23 protein-coding genes are annotated in these 26,658 nt (G+C 40.6%); 19 read left to right on the top strand and 4 right to left on the bottom strand.

Features of this window, described 5'->3' with window-relative positions:
• Window positions 1-130: 130 nt before the first annotated feature.
• From AC58QO_RS33205 to AC58QO_RS33195, 3 genes are all read left to right on the top strand, one after another.
• Window positions 131-1,000, top strand: coding sequence for an aminoglycoside phosphotransferase family protein (locus AC58QO_RS33205; protein ID WP_497273113.1), 870 nt, complete (start codon window positions 131-133; stop codon window positions 998-1,000).
• An 830-nt stretch (window positions 1,001-1,830) separates the two neighbouring features.
• Window positions 1,831-2,670, top strand: a complete 840-nt coding sequence (locus tag AC58QO_RS33200; protein ID WP_497273111.1) for a nucleotidyltransferase domain-containing protein — start codon at window positions 1,831-1,833, stop codon at window positions 2,668-2,670.
• A 361-nt stretch (window positions 2,671-3,031) separates the two neighbouring features.
• Entirely contained in the window at window positions 3,032-3,553 is a 522-nt protein-coding gene (locus AC58QO_RS33195) for a zinc-binding dehydrogenase (RefSeq protein WP_497273141.1), read from the top strand.
• A 55-nt stretch (window positions 3,554-3,608) separates the two neighbouring features.
• On the opposite strand, the gene AC58QO_RS33190 is transcribed toward AC58QO_RS33195, so the two are convergent.
• Both AC58QO_RS33190 and AC58QO_RS33185 read right to left on the bottom strand, forming a co-directional pair.
• The gene (locus AC58QO_RS33190) at window positions 3,609-4,313 is read right to left on the bottom strand and encodes an SDR family oxidoreductase (protein ID WP_497273109.1); all 705 of its coding nucleotides are present in this window, start codon (window positions 4,311-4,313) and stop codon (window positions 3,609-3,611) included.
• Window positions 4,314-4,756: 443 nt separating this feature from the next.
• Window positions 4,757-5,167: a hypothetical protein gene (locus tag AC58QO_RS33185; protein ID WP_497273107.1), complete on the bottom strand. Its 411-nt coding sequence runs from the start codon at window positions 5,165-5,167 to the stop codon at window positions 4,757-4,759.
• 786 nt (window positions 5,168-5,953) lie between these two features.
• Between AC58QO_RS33185 and AC58QO_RS33180 the strand changes: the two genes are divergently transcribed.
• The 3 genes from AC58QO_RS33180 to AC58QO_RS33170 are packed head-to-tail and all read left to right on the top strand — an operon-like array spanning window position 5,954 to window position 9,691.
• The gene (locus AC58QO_RS33180; RefSeq protein ID WP_497273105.1) at window positions 5,954-7,402 is read left to right on the top strand and encodes a spore germination protein; all 1,449 of its coding nucleotides are present in this window, start codon (window positions 5,954-5,956) and stop codon (window positions 7,400-7,402) included.
• Window positions 7,399-8,562: a Ger(x)C family spore germination protein gene (locus AC58QO_RS33175; protein ID WP_497273103.1), complete on the top strand. Its 1,164-nt coding sequence runs from the start codon at window positions 7,399-7,401 to the stop codon at window positions 8,560-8,562. The genes AC58QO_RS33180 and AC58QO_RS33175 overlap by 4 nt, the downstream gene beginning before the upstream one ends.
• Window positions 8,563-8,590: 28 nt before the next feature.
• Window positions 8,591-9,691: a GerAB/ArcD/ProY family transporter gene (locus AC58QO_RS33170; protein WP_497273101.1), complete on the top strand. Its 1,101-nt coding sequence runs from the start codon at window positions 8,591-8,593 to the stop codon at window positions 9,689-9,691.
• A 118-nt stretch (window positions 9,692-9,809) separates the two neighbouring features.
• Here the strand turns inward: AC58QO_RS33170 and AC58QO_RS33165 are convergent, their stop codons facing one another.
• Window positions 9,810-10,289: a carboxymuconolactone decarboxylase family protein gene (locus AC58QO_RS33165; protein ID WP_497250600.1), complete on the bottom strand. Its 480-nt coding sequence runs from the start codon at window positions 10,287-10,289 to the stop codon at window positions 9,810-9,812.
• A 195-nt stretch (window positions 10,290-10,484) separates the two neighbouring features.
• On the bottom strand, window positions 10,485-11,060 hold the full coding sequence (locus AC58QO_RS33160; protein WP_497273099.1) for a TetR/AcrR family transcriptional regulator: 576 nt from the start codon (window positions 11,058-11,060) through the stop codon (window positions 10,485-10,487).
• Window positions 11,061-11,231: 171 nt separating this feature from the next.
• Here AC58QO_RS33160 and AC58QO_RS33155 point away from each other — a divergent pair, with 171 nt between their 5' ends.
• From AC58QO_RS33155 to AC58QO_RS33095, 13 genes are all read left to right on the top strand, one after another.
• Window positions 11,232-11,972: an SDR family oxidoreductase gene (locus AC58QO_RS33155; protein WP_497273097.1), complete on the top strand. Its 741-nt coding sequence runs from the start codon at window positions 11,232-11,234 to the stop codon at window positions 11,970-11,972.
• Window positions 11,973-13,193: 1,221 nt separating this feature from the next.
• A complete protein-coding gene (locus AC58QO_RS33150) occupies window positions 13,194-13,976 on the top strand; it encodes an alpha/beta hydrolase family protein (protein WP_497273095.1) in 783 nt (260 codons plus the stop codon).
• 84 nt (window positions 13,977-14,060) lie between these two features.
• Window positions 14,061-14,408, top strand: a complete 348-nt coding sequence (locus AC58QO_RS33145) for a DUF5412 family protein (protein WP_497273093.1) — start codon at window positions 14,061-14,063, stop codon at window positions 14,406-14,408.
• 18 nt (window positions 14,409-14,426) lie between these two features.
• A complete protein-coding gene (locus AC58QO_RS33140) occupies window positions 14,427-14,750 on the top strand; it encodes a hypothetical protein (protein WP_497273091.1) in 324 nt (107 codons plus the stop codon).
• 165 nt (window positions 14,751-14,915) lie between these two features.
• Complete coding sequence (locus AC58QO_RS33135) at window positions 14,916-15,548, top strand: stalk domain-containing protein (protein WP_497273089.1); 633 nt, start codon at window positions 14,916-14,918, stop codon at window positions 15,546-15,548.
• A 332-nt stretch (window positions 15,549-15,880) separates the two neighbouring features.
• Entirely contained in the window at window positions 15,881-16,378 is a 498-nt protein-coding gene (locus AC58QO_RS33130; RefSeq protein WP_497273087.1) for a phosphoglycerate mutase family protein, read from the top strand.
• 263 nt (window positions 16,379-16,641) lie between these two features.
• Window positions 16,642-17,055, top strand: a complete 414-nt coding sequence (locus AC58QO_RS33125) for a hypothetical protein (RefSeq protein WP_497273085.1) — start codon at window positions 16,642-16,644, stop codon at window positions 17,053-17,055.
• A 592-nt stretch (window positions 17,056-17,647) separates the two neighbouring features.
• Window positions 17,648-19,168 (top strand): spore germination protein, encoded by a 1,521-nt coding sequence (locus tag AC58QO_RS33120; protein ID WP_497273084.1) that lies wholly within the window; start codon window positions 17,648-17,650, stop codon window positions 19,166-19,168.
• Window positions 19,165-20,319, top strand: coding sequence for a Ger(x)C family spore germination protein (locus AC58QO_RS33115; RefSeq protein ID WP_497273082.1), 1,155 nt, complete (start codon window positions 19,165-19,167; stop codon window positions 20,317-20,319). The genes AC58QO_RS33120 and AC58QO_RS33115 overlap by 4 nt, the downstream gene beginning before the upstream one ends.
• A gap of 17 nt (window positions 20,320-20,336) precedes the next feature.
• Window positions 20,337-20,579 (top strand): hypothetical protein, encoded by a 243-nt coding sequence (locus tag AC58QO_RS33110; protein ID WP_497273080.1) that lies wholly within the window; start codon window positions 20,337-20,339, stop codon window positions 20,577-20,579.
• Between the two features lie 22 nt (window positions 20,580-20,601).
• Entirely contained in the window at window positions 20,602-21,720 is a 1,119-nt protein-coding gene (locus AC58QO_RS33105) for a GerAB/ArcD/ProY family transporter (protein ID WP_497273078.1), read from the top strand.
• 1,086 nt (window positions 21,721-22,806) lie between these two features.
• A complete protein-coding gene (locus tag AC58QO_RS33100; protein ID WP_497273076.1) occupies window positions 22,807-24,738 on the top strand; it encodes a fructose-1,6-bisphosphatase in 1,932 nt (643 codons plus the stop codon).
• A 1,405-nt stretch (window positions 24,739-26,143) separates the two neighbouring features.
• Window positions 26,144-26,518 carry a hypothetical protein gene (locus tag AC58QO_RS33095; RefSeq protein WP_497273074.1) on the top strand — a complete coding sequence of 125 codons (375 nt, stop codon included), beginning with the start codon at window positions 26,144-26,146 and terminating at the stop codon, window positions 26,516-26,518.
• Window positions 26,519-26,658 lie beyond the last annotated feature (140 nt).

Here is a 26,658-nt window from a genome sequence, read left to right as displayed (position 1 = left end):
GGTAGATTATACGAGACTATGTAGATTAAAAAAAGTAAAACTAAAGAGGCGTTAAAATGGAAACTACAATTGATAGTATGTGGCTGGACTCAAACTACGCTAATTATTGCGAACGAGGTGGTGGCGACTAATGGGTGTGAAAATGCACGTCGACGAAATGGAAATTAATGAGGCACTCGTACGCCGTCTGCTTGTCACCCAGTTCCCCCACTGGGCAGAGCTTTCCTTGAGACGGGTCGAGCCGGCTGGCACAGTGAACGCCATCTTCAGGCTAGGCGAAGAATATTCCGTTCGACTGGCACGGCGGATGGGGCCAACGACACCAGAAAGTCGAGAGTTTATATGGCTTCCAAAGCTCTCACCATTGGTTCCGCTTGAAATCCCTGTACCCATCGTGCAAGGGCATCCGAATAGCGAATATCCGTGGTTTTGGGAGATACATTCGTGGGTTGAAGGCGAGTCTGTTCCGATAGAGCAGATTGACGCGATTCAGGCAGCGCGTGATCTTGCGGTGTTCGTTGCAGCGCTACAACAACTCGATCCAACGGGTGCGCCGCAGGGGCGCGGCGTTCCATTGGCTCAACGGGATAAGGAGTTCCGACACTGGCTGGATCGATTCGATGGCGATTCTGCAGTTTTTGCTGTTTGGGAGTCGGCGCTTGCTGCGCCTCCGTGGAGCGGCCCGCCAGTTTGGCATCATGGCGACCTTGACATGCGTAACTGGCTTGTGCGAAATAATCGCATCACCGGTGTGATCGATTGGGGTGAAATGGGCATTGGCGATCCTGCATGCGATGTCATGGTCGCATGGAAGTTACATTCACCGGAGGCTCGTGATGAGTTCCGCAAATGTCTATCGACAGACGACGCTACGTGGGCAAGAGCCCGCGGATGGGTCTTATCACAGGCGGTGGCAATACTGGCTTACTACACCCCTGAAAACAATCCAGTTCTATACCGTGAGGCGAAATGCTGGCTTGACCTAGTTCTGTCAGAATGATACTCGATAAGCTTATTGTAAATAACAACAATATCTTGGAGAGCCTAGTCCAGGAAAAATCTTTGCGCTAACGGGAATACTTTCAGCTGACAAGAATTTCATTTACGGCCGCGGAAAACGCGGTTTTTTCATGTTTGATAAATGCCTGAGGAATCAGGCTTTTTATTTTTATGTGGGAGGATTGTGTCATCAAAAAATGCACAAATTTCCCAATATTGTAGTCTTACGACACAAATCCAGCTACTTTATAGGAGTTCGATTTTCATGTTCGTATCACACAAGAGATTCTCTGATTACCAACAAGTTAAACCTAACCGCTCAGCTAACGGGCAGGTTAGTTTACAAATAAAGGAAATATCTCTAATGTAGAGAATAACATCATAAAAACTTTTTTGGGGGTATTCATTTGTGGATATCAAATGAAGTAAGGCGCGAGTTTCCACCTGATTTTTAGTAAAGTATAGATTTTTCACCCAGAGTTCGAAGATGAGAGCGGAGAATTAATTATAGATGAGACACGTTCAGTATTAGAATCAGGCACTGCTAGAATGTGGATAATGTTTCCTAAAGATCGAGAAGAAAGACATATACATGACATTAAAGTAGGACTGAAAAGATATTTCATGGAGGGACCAAGACGTGTTGCTGAAGCCGAGATTACAGAAATTATAGGTTTATTCACTAACCCTAGAACTGAGTAGAGATAGCTAAATGTTCCGCTAACGAGGAACGATAGCGTAGTGATTAAGCAGATCAATCTATATATTTGTTGTCGGTGCTGCTCCTTCAGCTAACAGTGGGACGTTACGATGACAAAAGGAGTGGTGTCGATGGTTAATAGAGCACAAGCCTGGCCTTACTGTGATGATGATATAAAACAATTTATTGAAAAACTGTTAGAACAGTTGAAAACTATTCTGGGAAATCAGTTGATAGGTATCTATCTCCACGGTTCATTGGCTATGGGCTGTTACTATCGTCCCAAAAGTGATATTGATCTGATTGTGGTAGTTAACGGTAAATTAGCACCCGATTTGGCTAAAACTGTTGGAGTCTCCATCGCCAACGAGACGATCAACAGACCTACAACTGGTAATGTTGAACTTAGTGTTATTACGTCCGAAGTAGCAAGGCAAGTCTTCAATCCAACACCTTTTGAAGTTCATTACAGCTCGGGATGGCATGAGAAGATACTCAAAGATGAAATAAATTATAGTAAAGAGAGAACAGATATTGACCTAGCCTCTCATTTAACCTATGTCACACAGCGAGGCATTTGTTTATTTGGTACACCAATATCAAATATATTCGGCAAAGTAAATTGGCAGTATTTAATAGACTCTGTTATGGACGACTTTAAATGGATACTTCAAGATGAGCATATTCTAGAGACGCCATTTTATAGTGTTTTGAACATTTGTCGTGTATTTCAACTGCAAAGAGAAGCTGATCAGAGCGTACACAGTAAAGATGAAGGCGGTGAATGGGGTATTAAACATTTACCACAGGAGTATCATCAATTGATTCAACGAGCACTTGATGTTTATCGATCTTCAGATATAGTAAATGAGGAGCAAAGAAGAACAGGTGGAAAGGAATGGGACAAAACTAGCCTTCTCTCCTTCAGGAACTATGCTCGTATTGAATTCCAAGAAAGTCTAACGGGATAACGATAGCTCAATAGGAAAAGCAAATGATAATCAAGATAAGGGTTGATTGCTTGGACGATTATGTTGGAATAATTATTGTGTTGTTGCTAGGGTTTGGATTTCTGTTTATACGGAAATCTAAATCGGATAAAAGAAATTTGACAGCATTATTGACAGGATATTCATTTATTTTAATGAGTATTATCCTTGTTTTTGTTATTATAATAGCGTATTTTTCTGAAGCATCACACGGAATTGGACACTAGATGATATTACGCTCTGGGAACGTTAATTTAGAAAGGGAGCAGTTTGCAGCGGACTGATATGCTCCCCTACGGTAGACAGGTTAAAAAATAAATATAATGCGCTTTAAAAACTCAACATCATTGAGCTAGGCGCCAGCGCGGCGATCGATTATAAAGCAAGTCCCTTTGCCGAAGCTGTGAAACAGCTAACAGAAGGTCGCGGAGTCAATATCATTATGGATTTCATTGGTGCCCCGTACTGGCAGCAAAATATAGACTCGCTTGCGACGGACGGTAAATTGATTATTATCGGTACAATGGGCGGTAACACGGTGAGCGAGCTCGATCTAGGTTTACTGCTGAGGAAACGGCTACAAGTGATCGGTACGGCGATGCGTTCCCAATCGATATCGGATAAAATCAAGCTTACCAAGCAGTTCGTCCACTTCGCGATGCCACGATTTATAGACGGTCGCCTGAAGCCGATCATAGATTCCGTTTGGGATTGGGACAAAGCGAATGAAGCTTTTGATCATATGGAAAACAACAAAAATTTGGGCAAAATAATTCTTCGCATCACATTAAAGAAGTTTTCTACTCATGTAAACCATCGCCGAATGTTTGGCGATGGTTTTTCGATTGGTCTTCGAGGAACATGAGGTTATGGGTAAATTTCGTTGCATATCAAAAGGACGTTCCTATGTAAGGAACGCCCTAAACGGAAAATAATTGAGGGTACATCGCGTTTACACCACCAGATAATTTCTTCAATATATTGTGACTATATTCGTCTGCAACAATTTCATAGTTATTCATTTCGATACCGTCGATAGCAATCTTGGCAATATCAGAAGGGTTTTCTTTTGGTGCTTGAATTATTGCAGTCATATCAGTATCCATATAGCCTACATGCAGTCCGCAAACGCGAATATTTTGGGGAGCCAAAGTCAATCGTAAAGAATTCGTAAGACTCCATTCTGCTGCCTTAGCTGCTGAGTAGTTACCGGAACCTCCTAGGCTGAACCAGGATAGAACAGATAATATATTCAGGATGGTTCCGCCACCATTCTTTTCCAGGATAGGAGCAAAAGCGCGCATCATCGAGAGCGTGCCAAAGAAATGTGTATTCATATCTAAATGAATTTTGTTTATATCGCCATCTAACAGCGCGGCGCGAGAATTCACACCTGCATTATTGATTAGTAAAGTTACATCGTTAGCAGCCTCGGCTGCCGCAGCAACCGACTTTTCGTTTGTGATGTCTAGCTGCAATGGGGTAACACCTTGAAGGTCTACTAATTCAGGACTTCTGGCGCCCGCATAAACCTTAGCACCTCTTGACAGAAGTTCTTGTGCCAGATGACGTCCAAGACCGCGGTTAGATCCTGTTACAAGTGCGATTTGTTTTGAAATGTCCATGATATCTTCTCCTCACTTTTTTGTTTTAAGCGACCATTCCTTATGTTGCGATTCGAATTGAAACTTATCATGGAATAAGGATTGGGCATTCAAAATAACCGACAACTCTGCGTTTACCTGCCCGTTAATTAAGAAAACGGAAGCCCTTTTAAAGGCTACCGTTTCTTCATTTTAGCATCGGCCGCCACTTGCTGTTTGTGGCACCACCACATTTCGGTCTTTGAGCTTTCTTCATGGTGTCTAATTCTTGTGTTAGTTATCTGCATAAACGCCTTGTAGTATAAGATTTTATTTTCACGGTCTAATAATTTTTTTCAGTTTAATACCTTATTTACTACTGGCAGTAAAAGCCACTGACTTTCGCTAAGATAACGGATAACGATAGCCCAATATCGACCTTGCGGCCGACAGGGGGGTTAGGTAACGATCTGAAACGGGTCAGACTACGGTGTCGTTGAGTAGTCCCAAACATCGGGAGGCAGCTTATCCTTGAGTGATTCATACATAGAGTCGCGGAACAGTTTCACCGCTGGATACGGCCGGAGGGCAATAGTGCGCTCCTCTATCAGCCCCTGCTCGTTGTCCACGATGATCTCCAAGCTCTCAATCTTGTGGCCATCCATGGTTCCCACCCAGCGCAAGAAGGTGGTGCGCTCATCGAGCTTAAACTCGGCTGTATAGGTACCGGAACCACGCGTAGCGCTCGACTGAGCGAAAATCGCCGCGATGACGTCACGCCCCTCGATCGGCCGTACCAGGATCGGGCTATTGAATACTACGTTTTCGGCAAGTAACTCTCTCACCTGGGCGGGTGTAGCGTTACCGGTTTCCCGTAGCTTGCGTAAAGGATGCATTGTGATTCCTCCTATGCTGTATCATTTGTTGCTGAAATCGAGCAAAGGCTTACCCTCGGGGCCGGGGCCTATCTACTCGGCATCTTTAGGAACCAGCTCTCAACCGCAGTCGCTGTATAGAATTAGAGTAGCCGCGGGACAGGTAGCGTCATTTTGAATGAACGTCCGCCTTAAGTATTTGTAGGATTGTAGCCTATTATACCGTGCCTGCACTGGGGTGCAATCCAACAATATTTGGAAGTAATTGCCATTCTGGACACAAAGAAGTCTACCTTGGAAGAAAATTAACTGAGGTCATTCAACTAACGGAGAACGTTTGTTCAATAAACACACCAATAGGAGGCTGCCAGTATGATCGGCAGCCTCCATTACGTTAACGGGCAGTTTAATTCTAATATCTGGTAATTTTACTTCTTTGGGGATATCTTAAATATAATAAGTGAAAAATCGAATGCGCTAACGGCTCAATGCTATTTATTGCTCTTTTACTTTCTGCATGCACCAAAGAGCCATTACGAGATACCGCAACGAAGTAGGATGTCAATGAGATTGTTATAATCAGGGGGTGAGCTTTTACTATCACGGTTATGATAACAGGGATCGCAAAAATCATGGAACTCGATGGTTTTGATATGGAGTTGATCACAACTATTACAATACAAATTCAGTTCAAAGCTTAGTGGGGGGCCATCTTTTTCGTCCACGTGTTAAATTCCAAAATCTGCATAAGCAAATACCCCTATGCCCATAATATCCAAGAGATATAAAGGCACGGGGGTGTTGTCCATGAGTTCAATAAGTAGGAGTATTGAGTCGAATGAATCCTTTCTCAGAGAACAACTCGATAATTGCTCGGACGTAATATTCCGTTCCTTTATGTTAAAGGATGAAACTGTTCTATTACTCGTTTATTTAGATGGCATGACAAAATTGCAAAGCGTAGAAGATAACATACTGAAGCCGCTTATTTTCAGCGGTTTACCGCAAGGTATAGATCGCATTCAGTCACTTGCCGAAATGTTCAGATGCGAATGGCTTCCATTAACGGATGTAAAAACCGACACATTCATGGAGGATCTAGTCAATCATATCCTGCATGGTAGCTTGGGGATTCTGGTAGATGGTGAAGCATCCGCACTCATCGCTCAAGTACAAGGCTACGAGACCCGAAGCATCCAAGAGCCGAAGAAGGAGGCGACCTTACGCGGCTCTAAAGAAGGCTTTGTCGAGAATATCAGAACGAATACGACGATGATAAGACGAAGGATTATTCATCCTCTTCTGAAGATGGAATCATATACGATTGGCAAATACACGAAAACTGAAGTTATTCTTGTTTTTATGAAAGGACTTGCGGATGAGAGTGTATTGTCAGAAGTAAGGGAGAAGCTCAATAAAATCGAGGTAGATGGTGTTATCGATTCTGCCTATATCGAAGAATGGCTCGAGAATAGTTCCTTCTCGATCTTCTCACAGATCCAGAATACTGAGCGTCCGGATATCGTGACCGCATGTTTATTAGAAGGTAAGGTCGCTCTCATCACTAACGGAACCCCTTTTGCCCTAATTCTTCCTATCACCCTCTGGTCTGGACTCCAATCGGCGGACGACTACTTCGAGAGGTTCGTATTCATCATCCTGTCTCGATTTATCCGATACGTCATGAGCTTCATTTCATTTGCCTTGCCCGCAATCTATGTTGCGCTTTCGACGTTTCATCCGGAGATGATTCCAAGAAATCTCATGATCAGTATCGCGGCGGCTAGGGAAAGTTCACCGTTTCCGACCGTCATCGAAGTATTTATCATGATGTTTATATTCGACGGATTGCAAGAAGCTGGTGTTCATCTTCCTAATCAGCTTGGCCCTGTCGTCAGTATTATTGGTGCACTCGTCGTCGGACAAGCCGCCGTCGAAGCTGGCATCATATCCACGCCGATCATCATCGTTATTTCTTTAACAGGCATCGCGGCTTATACAATTCCGAGATATAGCGCTACTTTACCCTTTCGATTAATCAGGTACCTGATGCTGTTCATGACTGGCCTGCTCGGCTTCATGGGATTTACGTTCGGTATTATCTTCTTGTTGATCCATCTGGTAACGCTTGAATCCTTTGGAACGCCTTTCTTGAGCCCGGTAGCTCCATTCGATAGCAAAAAGATTAAAGACGTGATCATCCGTTTCCCTTTCTGGATCAAGAACGGCCGAAATAAGAAAGGGCGTATGAGATGATCCGATTCCTGCTACTCACATGCCTTTCCCTAATTCTTATTTGCTTCTCCTCAGGTTGTACGGATTTTGTCGAACCGAATCAATTGGCTTTCGTTATGGGGACGGCGATTGATCATGCTGAGGGTGGGGCAATCGAAGTAAGTCTTCAGATTGTAATCCCCTCACAAGTGAGTGGTACGACCAAGGGGGGAAGCTCCAGCGATTCGGATAGTTTCGTCGTCATGTCGGCAAAAGGTAAAGATGTTTTCGAGGCCACTCAGAAAATCCAGAGAGAAATGTCCCGAAGACTGATAACCAGCCATCGCATTCTGATCGCGATAAGTGAAGAGTTCCTTAATAAAAACGACGCAAACAAGTTATTTGATAAGCTGAGTAGGGATCCAGCAAACAATCAACGAGATATTACGCTAATGATTAAAGGCAGTAGTGCGAAAGAATTCCTTATGATCAAGCATCCTCTCGAACATGTCTCTAGCATTGCCGCGGGAAAAGAATTGCATATCAACGGAATGAGGAGCTTCTCTACTAGGCAATTCATTATTAATAGCGCCTCTGCGGAGACTAGATCGTTGCTCCCTATCCTTCAAATCAAAAATTTTAAAATGAATAGTAAAAAAGCGGAGCCGATGGCTGTGTTAGCCGGATATGCACTATTGAACAAAAAACTGAAAGTTAACGGTATTTTGGATGATGTTGAAGGATCCGGGGCAGCTTGGATGTCGGGAAAAGAAAATTTTCAAGGTGTAACCATTCGTTGGAAGGACGACAAGGGCATCTTATCTTTTAGATTTACCCATCTTGCACGCCAGATTAACTCCGTTGGTCCTAATGACCCTACCCAAATTGTTGTAACTGTTAAAGCACAAGCGTATCTTCTTGAAAACACGACCGCCTTAGATATGTCCGAGGTGGATAACATGGTTCTTGCCCAGAATTACCTGAACGAGTATATCCAAAACGAGTTGCAGCGTACGATGGATAAAGTCCAGCGCTGGGGGCCAGACGTATTCGGAATAGGCGCTCACCTTCACCGCAAATATCCTTACTGGTGGAAGTCACAAAAATCCGATTGGGATGAAAATTTTAAAAGGATCGACATTAAAGTGAAGGCTAATATTCAACTAAGGTCAATTGGAGCAAGCAGCGTGCAGTTAAATTGAGTAAGATGGATTGGAGTGGCAACGAAGTATGAAAGTAAGCAGTTACCAAATGTTCTGGCTAATTAGCATCTCCTCCATAATAGTTAGTTCTTACCTTCCCATTCATTTAGCCGTGGAGAAATCTAGCCAGGACAGTTGGATTTCGATTCTACTTGGGAGCATGATTATGATGGCCATTACTTGGATCATGCTCCGGCTGTGCATGCAGAATAAGGACCAAACATTAGTCAAATTCATGAAGAACCTTTTAGGTACCGTCCTCGGTAAAATCTTCGTTATGGTATATTTCATTCATTGGTTCTTGCAGATCTTCTCCTTCACAAAAGGAATAGTTGAATTTCACAATTTAGTTCTGTTGCATAACACGCCATTGATTGTAATCGTATTGTTCTTGTTATTCCTCATTGCTTATGTGGTTTATAAAGGAGGAATTACGGCAATTAGCCGCTGCGCGGAGGTCATTGGCCCCTTTTTCGTCCTTTTTTTATATGTGCAGTTATTTTTAAATCCACAGGATATGGAGATAAGTAGAATAATGCCAATCTATTCGGATACGGGATGGATGGCTATTCTGAGAGGTACTTTAAGCTCGTACAACTATTTGGTAGATCCGTCAATCATACTCATGCTGTTCTTTTTCGCTGAGAACAAGCAAACCGCTTCGCGAGCGATCCTTTGGGGAACCGCGGTAGCTATGCTTTGGAGCGTGTTAACTACGTTAGTTCTTTTGTTCGTAACGGGTCCCGATTTGGCTGCTCAATTGGTAGTTCCCGTTTACTCTCTCACCAAGTTCATATCCATTCTTAATTTCGTGCAAAATATAGATGCTTTTTACATCTCATTTTGGCTTCTTGGTGTATTTATTAAATTATCCGTTTGCTTGTTCATCCTCAGCTATGGTATTTCCGAGTGGACCGGATTCAAGAATTGGAAGATTATAGCTTGTCTTTCGAGTTTCATGATGTTGCTGTTTGTGATCTTTAATACACACAATTTACGGATTTCGAATACGCTTAAAAATTTATTTCTTCTCGACTTCTTTTACCCTTTTATCTATATTGTCATTCCCTTGCTGTTATGGATGATTAGCAGCATTCGCTTGCACCGTAAAACCTCTAGCATCAATTAAAACTTGTAACATAGTCCAAGGATATTTTTAAAATAAAATCACAAAAACCCGAAAGATTGGCACTTTATTTCAAAGTGTTCCTATCTTTCGGGTTTTATTTCTTTATTCCTATTGCTGTTTAGTTAAGACCAGCTTTTGTCAATCCAAATGCTGCGTCAGCGGATCCCGGTACTGTTTTGAAACCAATGTTGATGCGGTTCCAAGCATTGATTGCCATAATAGAAAATGTCAGATCTGAGATTTCTTTTTCAGAAAACTGTCCGCGAACACGATCATACAATTCATCAGGCACACCATGTTCTGGAAGCTTGGTCAGAACCTCCGTCCATGCCAATGCTGCTCGTTCGCGTGGAGAAAACAATGTTGATTCCCTCCAGATTGAAGTGTGATAGAGGCGAAGTTCGGTCTCACCATGGATCTTGGCTTGCTTGATGTGCATGTCCAAACAAAATCCGCACCCATTCATTTGCGAAGCTCTGATGTGAACAAGATGGAGAATTTTTTCTTCAATCGCACCTTTATTCTCGGCCATGCTGAAATCTAACATCTTTTTGAAAAGCTCCGGGGATTGCTCCATATAATTTACACGTTGTGTCATAATTGTATTCCTCCTGTTTTTTGTTTCTTGTTTTTTGTTTGAACACTTATAAGACAATTGGCGACTTCTAAGTGTGACATCATTCGTTTTTTATTTTCCCAACCATCGCAAAGGACAGAATATAAAGAAAAAAGCCGCAAATCAGCGGCACGTATCTTTTATATGTATTTAACTAAACTCTTTAGCCTTGTCAAACTACTTGGGGTAAACCTGATTATTTTCAAATAAATTCCTAACCTGATCGGCCATAAATTGTGTGGATTGGGGCATTTTATGACGTATCCACCACTCCACAATACCAATAAAAGCAGAGGCCATGAATTGGGCTTTGATCTCATTGTCGATAATGGGAGTGTTGTCCGGCCTTTCCATTTTGACCATTAGATTGACTGAGATAAATTTCAACAATTGGTCTCGGAATAAAAAAGCTCTCTGATTGGAAAACATAGCTAAGAAGAATAGGAAATGGTCATGGAAGTAATCAAAAACGGGTTTAGGCTCTTGTACCATGGCTTGACTATCCGTTTCGTCTTCCCGTTTCTTACATAAAGTGATTAATTCGTTGATGTGGTCTTCAATACATGTATCCAAGAGGTCATATTTGTCACTGTAATGCAGATAAACTGTTCCGCGGTTAACATTGGCACGCTCCGCGATCTCGTTAATGGTGATTTGTTCAATATCCTTTTCCGAAAAAAGCTCCAGAAACGCCTTCATTATGGATTGCTTGGTTCGGAGAATACGGCGGTCGGTCTTAACAACGTACTCCATTTCTATCGTTGCCTCCTTAAGTTAATCAACATTTCTAAGGGTGTTGTTGTATATGAAACAATTACGTATCAATCAACCATTGAGTCATCAGAGCATCTGTCTATAATATTAATCAACAGCCGTTAAATATACAACGGGTGTTTAATATCGAAGATAGGGGAGCATATAACAATGGAAAACATTCGAAATAAAGTAGTTATTATTACAGGAGCTTCCAGCGGAATAGGAGAAGCTACAGCGAAATTGTTGGCAGGAAGTGGCGCAAAAGTGGTATTGGCTGCAAGAAGAGAGGAACGCCTGCATACGATTGTTAATGCAATACAACAGGGGGGCGGCGAGGCCGTTTCTGTAAAAGCAGACGTCGTTTCTGTTGCAGATATGCAGAATTTGGCCAAGTTTGCTCTAGAAGTGTATGGCCGAATTGATGTGCTGGTGAACAATGCAGGCGTCATGCCAAGTTCTAGGATGAATGAATTACGAGTAGACGAGTGGAATCAGATGATTGATGTGAACATCAAAGGCGTTTTATATGGTATTGCTGCGGTATTGCCTACCATGCGAGAACAGAAGTCCGGTCATATCATTAACCTATCCTCAACTTCCGGGTATCAAGTCTCCCCAACATCGGCCGTATATGCGGCCACAAAGTTTGCCGTTAGAGCAATTTCGGAGGGACTTCGTTTGGAAGAGTCAGCGTCTTCGGGTATTAGATCGACCTTGATTGCTCCAGGTCTGACGAAGACAGAGCTCTTTGACAGCATTACCAGCCCGGAAGTGCAAGCGATAGCGAATCAAATAAGCGAGTTAGGGATTTCTCCAAACAGTATTGCTAGAGCCATCGCTTTTGCCATTAATGAACCTGATGATACTCTTATAAGTGAAATTATGGTTAGACCGACCGCGTTGTCTTAAATGCATATAATTGTAATACAATTTAAATCTTATATTCATTTTGCATTTTAAATATATAAACTCAGACCCTCAGCCGTTGCTCTGGGTCACTTTTTATTATTCCTCTTACATCTCCCACATCCTACTTAACTCACACAACCCCCACACGTATCTAAACGAAAATACCTGGATTGAACGAAAGGGCAGTTTAGTTATCAACGGTAGCATATCAATATGAAATACACGCTGCAACGTCGTCGGCGAACTCATTTGTTTTTTTGAGTCTTATGGAGTCTTCGTCCCAAATAATTTGCAACAGTGGATTCTTCAACGTTTGATAGGTGTAGAATCGATGTTTTCCTCTAACAGCAAACGAAAAAGAAGGAGCTTGCCTGTGGCAGCTTTTTTTTAGTTCATTCAATTAACCGGTAGGATAGCGGGGATGCACAACAGAATAAATTTGGGAAGATGAGTGCCTTTTGGAGGTCTATGGATGAAGGAGTTAGATGTTAAAGCAAATCAGCAGTTTGTTGGTCGGAACAGGATTGGCTTGTGAAATTAGTGCATCATCAGATAATAATCGTGCATTCGTAAAAGTCACTATTGTGTTGAACTAAAGGCAGTTATAAATCACATTTTTCATTTTACATTCATAACTATTAATATACATGAGGAGGCTAATGGTTTTATGGAAGTCTGGTTCCATATGATAAAGTCAGAAATCACCCTCCTGATTTTAGAATAAGGTATCGGTTTTATTCCGAAGATGAGGGCGGAAGAAAAAATCCTTTGTTTCAGGGTTTACGTTGTGATTTTGCATATGAAGGAGATAACATTAAAGAGGCGGGAATATTTGCTATTCATCCTGAATTTGAAGATGATTTCGGAAACATTGTTCTTTACAAAGATCTTCCAGTATCCACAAGGTACTGCAAGAATGTGGATACTATTCCCCGAGATGAGGAGAGAAGTACATATTCATCGAATTAAAATAGGTGTCACTGGCTATTTTATATGGCGGGCTCAAGAAAGTTGGGAAAAATCGAGGTAAGTGAAATTCTTGGACTGAACACTAACGCGGAGACGCTAAGCTAACGAGGAACGATAGTTACACAACTGAAGGGCTGCCGCGTGGTAGCCCTTTACTCCGCTAACGAGCAGAATTGAGTACTCACAATACGATCTTAATATTGGGAGTTTTTGCTATAATATAAAGAAAACGTCTGAAGAGGTGTATCTATTATGCACGCGTTTGTTCGAAGTGGCGACATTCTCGGTGACTTGTTTATGCCCGAGCCTCAAAAGGCTAATGGCATTGGAATCGTCTGGTGTCCAGGCTTACCGAATATGCCTATAACGGATGATATGGCGTTACCTCTATCTAATGCGGGATTCACTGTTCTTCAAGCAAGGTACCCGGGGAGTTGGCAAAGTTACGGGAAGTTCGGTCCGTCATCTTCAATACAGGGAGCGATCCAAGGGTTAGAACTTCTTTCGTCACAAAGAACAATTGATTTAAATACAGATATGGAAATTGAATGGTCAGTTAATCGTCTCGTATTGGTAGGAAATAGCTATGGTGGAGCAGTTGCAGCATGCGCATTCGCTCTGACAGAGCTAGCGGAGTCAGCCGTTTTATTCTGTCCTTTGCTTGCACCAGCAAATCAAAATAAAGATTATAGACAACCAGAAGATGATCTCACTACTCTATTGCCATATTTAAAAAGATGCCATGAAAATATATTTCGAGGACTAGATGAAAGTGAATGGAATGAATTTTTAACCGGACGGAGTCCATTAAATCCAACATCTCATATTGAAAAGCTTAAGGATCGGAAGATGTTATTAGTTCATGGACAGGAAGATAAAACAATCCGTTCGTATCATACTGATGATTTTTATAAATCATTGAAAGCGTCCAATTGCGTGGCAAGCACTGAGCTTCTGTTGGTTGATGGGGTAGGACATGGAAAAGAACTGCGCGCCAAAACCTGGGAATATTGGACAAATTGGATATTGAACTAACGAGGAACGAGAGCACAACAACAGGCTGCCAACATTATTGGCAGCCTTTGCTCAACTAATGGGCAGGATACTTGGAATGCTTCGGTGAATACATCAAATACGGAAATTTTGCGAAGTCCATTAGAGATAACGCAAAAGGTGATTGAAATGAATATAAAAAAATTTCTCTTTTTAACAAGTTTTCTGATTACATTGGTGCTTATTACGGTAGGAGTATCAAAAGTGGTTAGTTTCTTCAAAGTTGATATAAATCATATTCCAAAGGGTGAATTCATTGAGGAAGTACAATCGCCTGATAAAAAGTACTCCATAAAGACCTACTTGGCTAATGGAGGAGCAACTGTAGACTTTTCTATACGTGCAGAACTTGTCTGTAACGCTGAAAATCGAAAACCTAATAACATCTATTGGGTATATCATGATTTTGTTTAGGAAACGAGGATTAAGTTGATGGATACTGAAGAAGATCAGTTTCTAACTTACATAGGTGATTATAGGATACATGATAGTAAAATCGAGGGTATTTTCTGGGAAGATACCATCCTTTCGGTAACTTTAAGAGGTTATGAAGGAGGTACAATAGTAATAAAGTTCATTGAAGTGCAAACCGTTAATTCCAATAGACCACTCGGAATGATGCTTTATGCCATCAGTGAGATGGGAAAGAACGGGCCTTATCGTAAGTTTCTCTTTGCAAACTGGTGTGACGGAGATGATGCTTCTCTTGAAATCATTTCTGAAGACGTAGAGGTGCTGTATTCAACTAACGGATAACGTTACTTCAATAAACTGCAAAATGAGGATGCCACCGCAAAACGAGTGGCATCCTCATTAAGCTATAGGGCAGTTTAATGAAATAATCTGCGTGAATAAATGGAAACTTATTACAATACCGTTACGTCTAATTCATTAGAATTAAACATTGGGAGTGATGAGTCTTTGAAAAAGTTTATTTTAGGATTAATTTGTGGAATCACTTTAACTGCAACAACTGCTGTTTATGCTTCTGAATCTATTCAGGCATATTTGTTTCCAGCTAAAATTGAAATTAATGGACAAAGTAAGGAATTACCTAGTGAATACAATGTTTTGAATTACAATGGTCATGCTTATGTTCCTATACGCTTTATAGGTGAAAGTCTTGGTTTAGGCGTAAGATATACAAATAGTTTAGAATCAGGCAAAGTAATTTCGATAATGAATGAACCGACGGACGTGGATGAAACTACAAAAAAAATATGGCAAATTCAATATCAGTTGAAAATAATGCAAGATCAAGCATCCGTAAAAGGACTTCTTGGGGAACCCACTGTAATCAGCACTGATCAAAAGCAAGAACTAGTATGGAGATACGATATTTCGGCAAAGCCAAATTATAAATTCATGGATTCGGGGCAGGGTTATAATATTGATTTCAATGCGTTGGAAAAAGGGGATCTAAGTGCCCAACTTTTTATTAGCTGGTCAGATGAGGGAAGAATTATGCTGATTGATTTAGGGTATAAGCAAAAAAGTTGGATATACCAATATTATCTTTCACCTGATAATTCTGGTATAAATCTGATGGAATAACAAAAATAAAAGTGGCGAAGCAGAATGATTTGTACTTTAGTAAACTCAACGAGCAAGACTAGTCCGCTATTGTGCAACGGAGAACGCATGTGGTGTTCCGTTTCATGTAGAAATAAATCGTACTGCTTTATTATTGCTCTTACAACGCAGCAATACTTATTGTTAATGTAGATGATAAAACGGTAATAAAACGGTAATAAAAAAACCTGCCATTGAACTAACGGAGAACGATAGTTCAACGCGCCGCCAAATCCAAAGGGTCTGATAAGATAATGATCACAATTTCATCCAGATGGTAAAATTAGTGAAAGCAATTAATTGAGGTGAAACTAATGATGGAGATATTAGTAATTCGACATGGAGAATCAGAGGATGAGAAAGTAAATGTACTTGAACCGTTAACAAGCTTAGGAATTGAGCAAAGTAAAAAAATGTCTGCACGTGTTTCAAAAGAATTTCCACCAGAGTTTATTTGGTCAAGTACACTTCAACGTGCAAGGCAAACGGCGGATATTTTAGCGAGTATCGTTGATTGTGAAGTGAGATATCTTGATAATCTATGCGAGCAGGAAGTTGATGAAAGCGACATAAAATTTTATGAGCGAATCAAACAAATCTTTTCTTACATAAAAGAGAATAGCAGCCAATATAAAAGAGTTGCCATTGTTTCTCACGGAGGAACTATTACGAAACTCATTGAAAATTTCCTCCAGTTACCTTCAAATAATAATGTTTGGTTCCATACCAACAACACCGGGATTCATTTCTTACACTATCATCCCAAAGCAGATATTTTAAAATTTTCAAATAGCACTTGTCATTTAAACTAATGTAATAACGATAGCTCAATGATTGAAACGGTATTTTGAAAGGAGTTAGGAAATTTGGCACAATGTCAGTCTTGTGGTGACAAAAAACAAGATTCAGAACTGATTCTTTTTAAGGGCACTCCCCATCCAAATTTAGTAGATCAATTCAAAAAGAAACTTACTGCTCCTATCCTAATCTGTTTGCCGTGTTATTATGCGATCATAGGATTACGCTAACGGATAACGAGAGCTCAATTATATAGACGATAAGGCAACCAATTACAATGTTTACTACTGATTTGTTAAGCGTCGTATACACTGGATACTCAAATATTGAGGGTTCTGCCCATCCCAATAACGTAATATATGCTATAACCATCGATCTAAAAGATAGGACTAAATTGAAGATTTCTGATTTCACAACTATAGACACTAAACTTGCGCAAAAGATTAAGCAATCAACATCAGTTACCAATGAAGCTGTCAAAGACGGAATGAACAAAAACGATCTAATTTTTGTTATCAAAAACACGGAGGATCAAACTCTAATCAAAGGATTGAGGAAAGAATGGGCTTATAACACATTCTATGTGACACCAAACTCTTTAGTTGTAAGTGTGGATGTTCCTCATGCTGCTGGAGATTACGCATTAATAGAATTACCAGGTCAATACACCAAAAATAAACTATCCAATTAGCCCAAAGGCTTGGTACGGTCTTTCCAAAACTTGTATTCAGGGAGTCGGTAGAATAATTTACCCTTCATCTCGTGGCGATTATGCTACCTTAATCATTGCACTAACGGTGAACGTTAGTTCAATGAATTGAAACGGGAACTGCTTCTGCGGATCCCGTTTTAAGACCAGAGCTTAACAATATACCTTAAGAGGCTACCGGCACATTGTGTGTATGGGTAGCCTCATGTGTTTCGGGAGTCTGTTCAGTTAAACGGCCGACAAGGAAATCCCTCATATATGTGCAATTTGAGTTGAATGACGGAGAACGCGATAATTGAAAATTGAACGAAAGAATTGTGCAAGCCTACATAACCGATTCAAATGATAACGATAGTGTTGCTGTTGCAAGGTTGCAACGGAAATATTTCCGGCGGCCCTTTATTTTAATCTGAAGATCAGTAAATTAGGTAAAACAAGATAGAAGAGAATTAAAAGCTTAGTCTGAGTTTTAATCCCAAGTACTAAGCATTTTTTGAAAACTAAATATGGATAGATATGTATATCTTGGACAGAATAAGCACACGTAACCATGACCTGGGAATAGGTGAACATCATGAAAGCGACATCTCATTCAATGGACATTGCGAAAAGCTTGTCAATATCGATCCATGATAATTTGACCTTATTGAATCAAATATTTGAAGGCGCAAATGATCTAGTGGTTCAAGAATGGCGTTTCGGTAAGGATTTCTCCATTTCTGCCTGTTCGATTTACTTTAAAACACTTTCCAATGAAAAAGAAACCAATTACATGAAAAAAGCGCTTCAAGATCAGCTTAAGCCTGAAAACGGAACTGCCATAGACGTGTCATTGGAAGCATTTACCTCATTTTTTGAAAACCATGGCGTATCTACAAAAAATGCTGTTCTGGTTGAACGTCTTGACGATGTTGTTACCCATATTTTAAACGGTCATAATGTTATTCTCATCGATAAATGGTGCAAAGCACTTGCGTTTGATGCATTTGACGTCGAAACCAGGCCTGTGGCAGAACCAGTAAGTGAGTCCGTCGTACAAGGTCCACGCGAAGGGAGTGTCGAGGATCTTCAGACTAATGTGGGATTGATACGAAAAAGGTTACGAACCCCGGATCTTAAAATGATTTTTTTGGTCGGAGGAGGCGAATCGAAAACAAATCTCGTATACGGGTATTTAGATAGCCGTGTGAGCAAGCCTTTGCTGAATACTTTCGTTGAGAAAATAAGCTGCATCCCCGATTTGGAAATTCTCGAAACATCGTATATCGAAGAATTGGTGGAGGATAATATCTATTCTCCGTTCCCGCAAGTGCGATTCACCGAACGTCCGGATGTAGTAGTTGCTGGACTACTGGAAGGAAAGATAGTGGTGATGGTTGACGGAACCGGCACGATGATGTTATGCCCGGGCTTATTTATCGAATTGTTCCAATCTAGTGAAGATTATTACCAACGGACTGTCTTATCGAGTTTAATCCGGTTGTTGCGCATTTTTGCATTTTTTATCGCACTCTTGCTACCCAGCATGTATATCGCGCTCACGACATTTCATCCTGAGCTCATCCCAACAATATTACTTCTTGCCATCGTCGATGCAAGAGAGGGGATACCATTCCCGGCTTTTGTTGAAGCTTTTCTCATGGAGTTTTTCTTTGAATTGCTTCGGGAGGCTGGAATTCGTTTACCACGTCCTGTTGGGTCAGCTGTTAGTATCGTGGGGGCGCTTGTAATTGGGGAAGCCGCAATTTCAGCAGGCATTGCATCGCCAAGTATGGTCATCATCGTGTCATTAACGGGAATTGCTTCCTTTGCTATCCCTCAATACAGTGTGGCAATCGGGTTACGTGTTATGCGTTTTCCTTTGATGATATTAGCAGCTTGGCTCGGAGGGTACGGATTGATGCTAGGGTTGATCCTAATCTTGCTTCATCTGTGTAAATTGCGCCCGCTAGGTCAATATTACATGTCTCCGCTCGCGCCTTTGAACTTACCTGAATGGCGGGATGTATTTGTTCGTGTACCTCTTCGACAGTTAATGCGAAAATCAAGAGCTGGCATCCTAGGAAGGACTTTACAGAGGAATGGTAAAAGATGAAAAAGATTCTCCGAATGAACATGGTATTGGTGATTGTTTCGATCTTCCTTACTGGTTGCTGGAGTCATTACGAATTAACTGATTTGGTATTCGTGATGGGTTTGGCGATCGATACGAAGCAGGACGGTACTGTGCAGATTACTACACAGTACTATAAACCGAAGGGAGGAAAGATTAGCAGCCAAGGCATTGGAACAACAAGTTTTAATGTCGTATCAACGGGCGATTCGGTACTACCAGCGATACGCAAAATCACAGGAGAACTTGGAAGGAGATCACAGTGGAGCCATATGCGAGTCATTCTGATCAGCGAAGATACCGCACGCAGAACTAATGTTGGCGATCTACTGGATATTTTCTATCGCGACCCTGAACCTCGACTAACAGCGTCCATCATGATTACAAAAGGCACTGCACAATCGTACTTAGAAAAGAAACCAACACTAGAGCAAACGACTAGTCAACAAATCATGCGATCCAAGAAGGCGCTCTATAAGTACTCAGCTCGAACTGTGGACTCTAATTTGTTAGATTTAGGTAAACAGTTGAAGGACAAAACTGGCAATGCGGTCATTGCATATATCATTCCCAACCAGGAGAAAGGCTACAAAGTCAGCGGTTCCGCTTTGTTTAAGAAAGACAGAATGGTTGATAAATTGACAGGAGACGAAAATGACGGATACCTCATGTTAATGAATCGTTACAACATTGGTCTGGTCGAGGTTCCATGTGGGGATTCAGCTGAAAACAAGCAGAAAAATGAAACCGTTGAAGTAACCGCGTTTTCGAGCAATCTAAAGTATCAATTTGTTAAAGACAAATTGGTCGTTTCGGTTAAGGCAACGGCCAAAGGCTCGGCGCGAGAGCTTAAATGCACCGCTTTCGATTCAGTCGATGCCGAGACAGCTTTTGTGAAAAAGACGGAGGAAATTATTGTCGATCGGATGAAACGAACTTTTGAAGATTTGCAAAAAAAGAAGCTGGACATTTTTCTAATCGGCAATCGTGTTTATCAAAATAACGAAACCTTATGGAACAAGATAGAGCCGGAATGGGAAAACTATTTTTCACATGCCAGTTTTGATGCTCGCGTTACGGTGAATCTGGAAAACACGGGTACATCTGCCGGTAAACCGGTATTTTCGAAGTAACCCGGGAAGGTGAATGCATGACTGGATTTATTATTTTGATTATCATCCTATTTGGAGCGATCCTGACTCATGATTTCAAACGTTTAAAAGGAGCCCAGGCTAGAGAACGCATCGTATATGTTTCGCTTTTGACTGTTACCGTACTTATGAGCATCGATTGTATTTGGCATACGAAACTATTCGCAATGTACGATTGGGCGGACTATGTATTTGGTAAAAGTTCTCGTAAGGTGGTCGAAATGTTGAAACCCTCTGAATAACTTGGGATTAGGTGAATGAATCATGGATTTAAAAGGGTACAAGATCAGTGCAAGACAGCTCGGAGTCTTATTTTTCACATATTTAACCGGGTCATCCATTATAAATATTCCCGGCCCCATAATTGCAGTAGCGAAAAACAACGCATGGTTGTCCATCCTTATTTCTTGGACTGCCGGGTGTCTGCTGCTAACAGGTATGCTCTATTTGCATAAACGCTTTCCTAGCACTGATTTTATTGATATCAGCTCTTCCTTAATCGGCAAGGCTGCGACGTTCATCATCGTGATCCTGCTTCCGTTACCTTTTATTATTCATATTGGTACAGGGATTACGCTGGATGTCGGCCTCTTTATGGAGAGCACCATGATGAGTGAGACTCCGATTTACATCTTTACTTCAACAATATTGATTGTGACTGTACTGACTGTCCTGTCAGGCATTGAAGTCATCGCACAGATGTTTACGTTACTTTTAGTTACATTATTGGTATTTGTAGGCATCGTGCTTGTGCTCAGCATTCCAGATTATGATTTCAGTAATTTGAAACCCCTGTTACCGAGTAAGTTCAAGCCTGTTATTCTTGGTGCTTATATGTCTTTTTCTTTTCCATACGCGGAACTTTTCTTGTTTAGCATGTTGATCCCATTCGTAAGAGAAGATGAACGAAATCGGATACCGAAGGTTATGTTTGTCTCAATGTCCTTAAATCTGATCGTATTAATTCTGGTTACCATGAGCACGCTCCTAGTCTTCGGTCCCATCGCTGGCGACCGTAAATTTCCTATGTTCGAGTTGGCGCGGATGATCGAGGTACAGGAAATCATTCAACGAATTGAATCCGTTATAGGCATGTCCTTGATTGTGGGCTCTTTTATGAAAGTAACAATTGCGCTGTATGTTTTGAATTTATTTATAGTACGATTGTTCAATCTCCGTGACAGTCGGCTGTTTATATTAATCATGGGAATGATCTTTTTTTTAAATGGGAAAGCCTCTTTCACAGGCGTGAGGAAATGGGGGGAAATCGTTAGTTATTTAGGTCCAATGTGGGAGCTTTTTGCATTTGTAATGCCTTTAGCAATATTACTTGCGGTCATTGTCTTACGACGCAATTTGGTTCAAGCAAGGCCTCCGAATTGATTTAAATGACAAGGTTGCGAATCTTGGATAACCCGGGAGAGCATGACTCGGTATTTGTGATTTTGGAAGCATTATTTCCCCTGGGAGCTTGCAGCAGTTACAAAGATATGCTGCTTTACGATCGATTCGCAGGGCTCGAAATATCTATGGATGTTCGGTTCACAGTTAGCGTTCAAAAAGGCAAAATGATAGGTTGGCCGAGAGGTGAAACCGAGACGCACTGGTTTTGTATCGGAAATGCACGCCCGCTTGACCAGCGCTTCAACATGCAACGACCGAGATGTTTTGGATGTTGCAGGAAGATTTCAGCTTAACGTCTTCGGAAGCCAGCTTGTTGCTGGGACAAAAAAAATTTACCTTCAAATGTAGAAGAACAAGGGGACCTAATAACAAAAAAGTTAAAGGTTTCTGTGTATTATGGCAGTGTAACTTAAACTTTATTTGATTTAACTTCCCAAGAATGGCAAGCAACTTTTGAGCTTTTACAACAGGTTAAGAAACGACTCGATAAAGAATATCAGCCTCAAGGCTACAATGTCGGTTGGAATTGTGGTCATGTTGGAGGGACAAGAAATATTTCATGCACATTTACATGTTATCCCAAGATTTGAGGACGAACCATTAGCAGGAAAAAGGTATAGGTATATCATGAAGATTTATCAGTTGTTTATTGGGAATACTGTATGAGGACAAAAACATATATGCATTATCAGCCGCGTATGACGCGGATTTTTTATTTTAAGGATACAATTTCTTGTCTATTCCAAAAGACAAGAAATTGTATTGTTTTCATTTGATAGGCCTAATGAGGATGTGTTCTCCGAGGTAATTGGAGTATTTATTTTTAAGAGTACGTCAAGAAATTGAATTCTTCATGGTATATAGCCGGTTGCGGCCTTTGTTCAACTCTAACGCAGAACGATAGCGTGGAAGTTATAGTTAAAAGCTGTTAGTAATAGTACCAAAGGGAACTTTGGAAACTAATGTTTTTCCCGTTACTGTTTATACTAAGACTTAAGGTACGCAGCTAGCCCTATTAAAAAGCTCTTATACATCACGATATTTCCTTGAAGGGGGACATCTCTTTTGGATGAACAGTTTCTAGATTTATTGGCCGAGATATATAATACAGAAGAAAAAGTTGTAACAGAAATCATCAACCTTGAAGCGATCTCCAATCTTCCCAAAGGAACTGAGCATTTTGTCAGTGATTTGCATGGGGAATTCCAGGCTTTTCAGCACGTACTAAGAAACGGTTCGGGTACCGTAAAAGAGAAAATCAAAGCCTTGTTCCGTGAGGTTTGGACGGATCATGAAATCAATGATTTTATAGTGTTAGTTTACTATCCGGAAGAAAAAATACAGATGGTTAAAGGAGACTTGTGCAATAAACAAGCCCTGAACCGATGGTATCGACAAACGATTGAACAAATGCTTAAACTCATTTCTTACGCCTCTTCTAAATACACGCGCTCGAAATTACGCAAAGCTTTGCCGGAGCAGTTCGTATATATTGTTGAAGAGCTTCTATACAAGACGGATTCGACCAACAATAAGGACCCTTATTATGAGGAAATATACCGGCAAATTATTTCCTTGGGTCAGGCGGACAATCTCATTATCGGCCTTGCTTATACGACCCAGCGCTTGGTGGTTGATCATCTTCATGTGGTGGGAGATATCTATGACAGAGGACCGGACCCCGATAAAATTATGGACACACTGATCAACTACCATTCTGTAGATATTCAGTGGGGGAACCATGATGTCCTGTGGATAGGCGCTTATGCCGGTTCCTTGGTCTGCCTTGCGAATATTATTCGGATCTGTGCCAGATACGACAATCTGGACATCATCGAAGACGCATATGGAATCAATCTTCGTCCATTGCTGAATTTGGCAGAGAAATACTATGATGACAATCAGGCCTTTAGACCGAAGCTACAGACCGACCATAAAGGTTCGGAACAGGAAATCCTGCAGATTACCAAAATTCATCAAGCCATTGCCATGATCCAGTTTAAGCTTGAAATCCCTATTATCAAGAGACGCCCATTCTTTCATATGTCTGAAAGGCGTTTGCTTGAGCAAATCAATTACGACAAATCTGAAATCAAGATCGGCGGAAAAACGTACCCGCTTGAAAACACCTGTTTCGAAACCGTAAATCCGCTAAAGCCTGAAGAATTACTGGAGGAAGAACAGCAGGTGATGGAAAAGCTCCTGTTCTCCGTTCAGCATTCCGAAAAGCTGGCCAGACATATGAATTTTTTTATGAAAAAGGGAAGCCTTTATCTAAAATACAACGGGAATTTGTTATTTCATGGCTGTATTCCTTTGGATGAAGAAGGAAACATGAAAGAAATGCAGATTGAAGACAAAACGTATGCGGGCCGTATGCTGCTCGATGTTTTTGAATATTATTTGCGTTATGCCTTTGCGCATCCGGATGAGACGGATGATCTGGCTACAGATATGGTATGGTACATCTGGACAGGGGAATGTTCCTCACTCTTTGGAAAGAGAGAAATGACCACATTTGAACGGTACTTTATCCAAGATAAAGAAACCTATAAGGAGAGAAAGAACCCTTATTACCATTTGCGTGAAAATGAGGAGATCTGCCGGAAAATCCTGCTGGAGTTTGACATGAATCCGGATCATGGACATATCATTAACGGGCACACGCCAGTTAAAGAAATTCGTGGAGAGAACCCCGTTAAAGCAAACGGGAAACTGGTTGTCATTGACGGCGGTTTTTCCAAAGCCTATCAATCCACAACGGGCATTGCTGGATATACCTTGTTGTATAATTCGTTTGGTATGCAGCTCGTCGCCCATCAGAAATTTATTTCAAAAAATGATGTGTTATGTAACGGAACGGATATATTGTCTGTAAAAAGGTTAGTGGACAAAGAACTGGAACGAAAACTGGTAAGGGAAACCAATGTTGGGGAGAAGCTGTTGCAGAAAATCTCATATTTAAAGAATCTCCTGCAATATCGCTACATGAAATGATTAGGAAAGTAGTAAGTAGCGTAACAGTCAAGCGTACGACTGCTGTCTGGCGACAAGTTAACAGAAGAGGGCTTGAAATTGATAGCTTACTAGTTCGTTGAATGTTTACATACTCATTTCGTTTGAACGTTTTTCCAATAGAAGAGAATAAATGAAAACACTTCTTGTTTGTAGTCGAATTAATATGAAAATCTTTACGAATCAATCGTTGAAACTTTACTGCGGAGGTCCTGTATAGATTAAAATCAGTTCTTGACACGCATTGTGGTATGCGGTTAAGAACTGATTTTTTGGAGTTGTAATAAAGGTTTACTGTTGGTCAGGGTTTTAGAGGGTGAACCGAGGTTATTTGTAGTCTTTGAGGATGCCGGGTTAGTTTTCATCCTTATCTTTGTCAAACGGTTCGCGATCTTCTTCGTAATACATGATATGAATACCTCCTTGAGCCTATGATAGTTTCATTATAGACGATGTTTATGAACGGGGAATCAACTTGAATGTATTGTAAATGTAAAATGGATTGTTCTAGCCGAGTAAAAGATTAAAAAAATAAGCTGATATGATCCATATGTTAAAAGATATGAGTCCAGTTACGAACTGGACTCATAAATTACAAACTGCAAAATTGTATAATCGTTTATAGCTACTTCGTGCCACTACAAATTGTATCAATTCCTTATATTAAGCTGCACTTTTCTTAGGCTCTGTCGATAATGTAGGATCTGATTTCTTCAACTTTCCTACAAACAATGCTTTCTTAGCCTTGAAAACATTAAAAGATGACTCAGTTCTTCGTGCATCGATTACCTCAGGGGTTCATTAAGCTAAACGCAGATAGTGCAGGAGCTTTTCTCGCGGCAACTCCTCTTTTTGTGCATTCAAGTAACGGGCAGGCAGGTTAGTTTAATCTCTTTAAATTAAAGGTGGTGCAGGGTTGAACTTCATTATCATAGCAATTTCTTTCATCATTTCAACGGGTTTATCTATCTTTATTATGAGGAACAGGAAAAGCAAATGGTTAGGAATGTTATCAGCTTTTGTTATCAACACAATAATATTGGGTTTAGCATATTGGTTCCTGTACAACTTAAACGAGAAATCAAAATTGTTTGGAATTGATTTTTATAGTCGTTATGTATTAGTAATTTCTATCCCGATAATAACTTGGATTAACTTTATCATTCTCTCTTTTAATAGAAGAGGGAAGTAAGTGCATGAATATAAACTGTTATTTCAATTAATCGAATTAAACTAACGAGGAACGATAGTTCAATCACGACATTGCGGCAGCTGATATGTGTTCAGCTGCCTTTTTCATTGAAGTAACGGGCAGAAGAGTTGAATTGTATAACTTCACGATGTAACATCATACTTAACAAAACTCTTATTAAAGTGGGGAATGTATATGGAGAATTATAGATTGTTTTCAAATTGGTTAAATCAGATTTTAGAGCAAGACATCCCTGTAGGAATAAAAGCATTCAATTTTAACTTATATGAAGGTTCAGATGATACATACGATATACAATTAATTGGTTCAGATGAATTCGATGAGAATGACTCAGATTGGGCTTCTACCGATTATTTTAATTCGGAAGAAGATATTTGCTATATAAAAAGAACAGAAGATATTCAACATTGGGAACAAGGTTTAAATCACATTACGATGTTAGTAGAACGATATCTTAAAGAAGGAAAGTATGCAAACATCCTCAAAAGTGCATCTGCAATTGGAATTGGATTTGTAGATGGGGATATTGATATTCTATTTCGTGCTTAATTAACAGGTGTCGTCGCTAAACTAACGAGAAACGATAGTTGAGGGGCTTGCTTTGCGGCAGCTCCTCTTTTGTTTATGAAAGTAACGGGCAGATTACTTGTAGAATACGTCCTCTAAATTGAATTTAGTAAATTCCACTA

The organism is Paenibacillus sp. J31R30, assembly GCF_059692115.1.
This window is presented reverse-complemented; position numbering and strand designations above follow the sequence as displayed.

Coding starts and splice junctions, on each gene's coding strand:
- AC58QO_RS33095 (WP_497273074.1), top strand. CDS start 26,144: ATGGAGAATTATAGATTGTTTTCAAATTGGTTAAATCAGATTTTAGAG.
- AC58QO_RS33190 (WP_497273109.1), bottom strand. CDS start 4,313: ATGGACATTTCAAAACAAATCGCACTTGTAACAGGATCTAACCGCGGT.
- AC58QO_RS33150 (WP_497273095.1), top strand. CDS start 13,194: ATGCACGCGTTTGTTCGAAGTGGCGACATTCTCGGTGACTTGTTTATG.
- AC58QO_RS33130 (WP_497273087.1), top strand. CDS start 15,881: ATGATGGAGATATTAGTAATTCGACATGGAGAATCAGAGGATGAGAAA.
- AC58QO_RS33160 (WP_497273099.1), bottom strand. CDS start 11,060: ATGGAGTACGTTGTTAAGACCGACCGCCGTATTCTCCGAACCAAGCAA.
- AC58QO_RS33180 (WP_497273105.1), top strand. CDS start 5,954: ATGAGTTCAATAAGTAGGAGTATTGAGTCGAATGAATCCTTTCTCAGA.
- AC58QO_RS33200 (WP_497273111.1), top strand. CDS start 1,831: ATGGTTAATAGAGCACAAGCCTGGCCTTACTGTGATGATGATATAAAA.
- AC58QO_RS33125 (WP_497273085.1), top strand. CDS start 16,642: ATGTTTACTACTGATTTGTTAAGCGTCGTATACACTGGATACTCAAAT.
- AC58QO_RS33205 (WP_497273113.1), top strand. CDS start 131: ATGGGTGTGAAAATGCACGTCGACGAAATGGAAATTAATGAGGCACTC.
- AC58QO_RS33155 (WP_497273097.1), top strand. CDS start 11,232: ATGGAAAACATTCGAAATAAAGTAGTTATTATTACAGGAGCTTCCAGC.
- AC58QO_RS33120 (WP_497273084.1), top strand. CDS start 17,648: ATGAAAGCGACATCTCATTCAATGGACATTGCGAAAAGCTTGTCAATA.
- AC58QO_RS33175 (WP_497273103.1), top strand. CDS start 7,399: ATGATCCGATTCCTGCTACTCACATGCCTTTCCCTAATTCTTATTTGC.
- AC58QO_RS33115 (WP_497273082.1), top strand. CDS start 19,165: ATGAAAAAGATTCTCCGAATGAACATGGTATTGGTGATTGTTTCGATC.
- AC58QO_RS33165 (WP_497250600.1), bottom strand. CDS start 10,289: ATGACACAACGTGTAAATTATATGGAGCAATCCCCGGAGCTTTTCAAA.
- AC58QO_RS33185 (WP_497273107.1), bottom strand. CDS start 5,167: ATGCATCCTTTACGCAAGCTACGGGAAACCGGTAACGCTACACCCGCC.
- AC58QO_RS33170 (WP_497273101.1), top strand. CDS start 8,591: ATGAAAGTAAGCAGTTACCAAATGTTCTGGCTAATTAGCATCTCCTCC.
- AC58QO_RS33105 (WP_497273078.1), top strand. CDS start 20,602: ATGGATTTAAAAGGGTACAAGATCAGTGCAAGACAGCTCGGAGTCTTA.
- AC58QO_RS33140 (WP_497273091.1), top strand. CDS start 14,427: ATGGATACTGAAGAAGATCAGTTTCTAACTTACATAGGTGATTATAGG.
- AC58QO_RS33110 (WP_497273080.1), top strand. CDS start 20,337: ATGACTGGATTTATTATTTTGATTATCATCCTATTTGGAGCGATCCTG.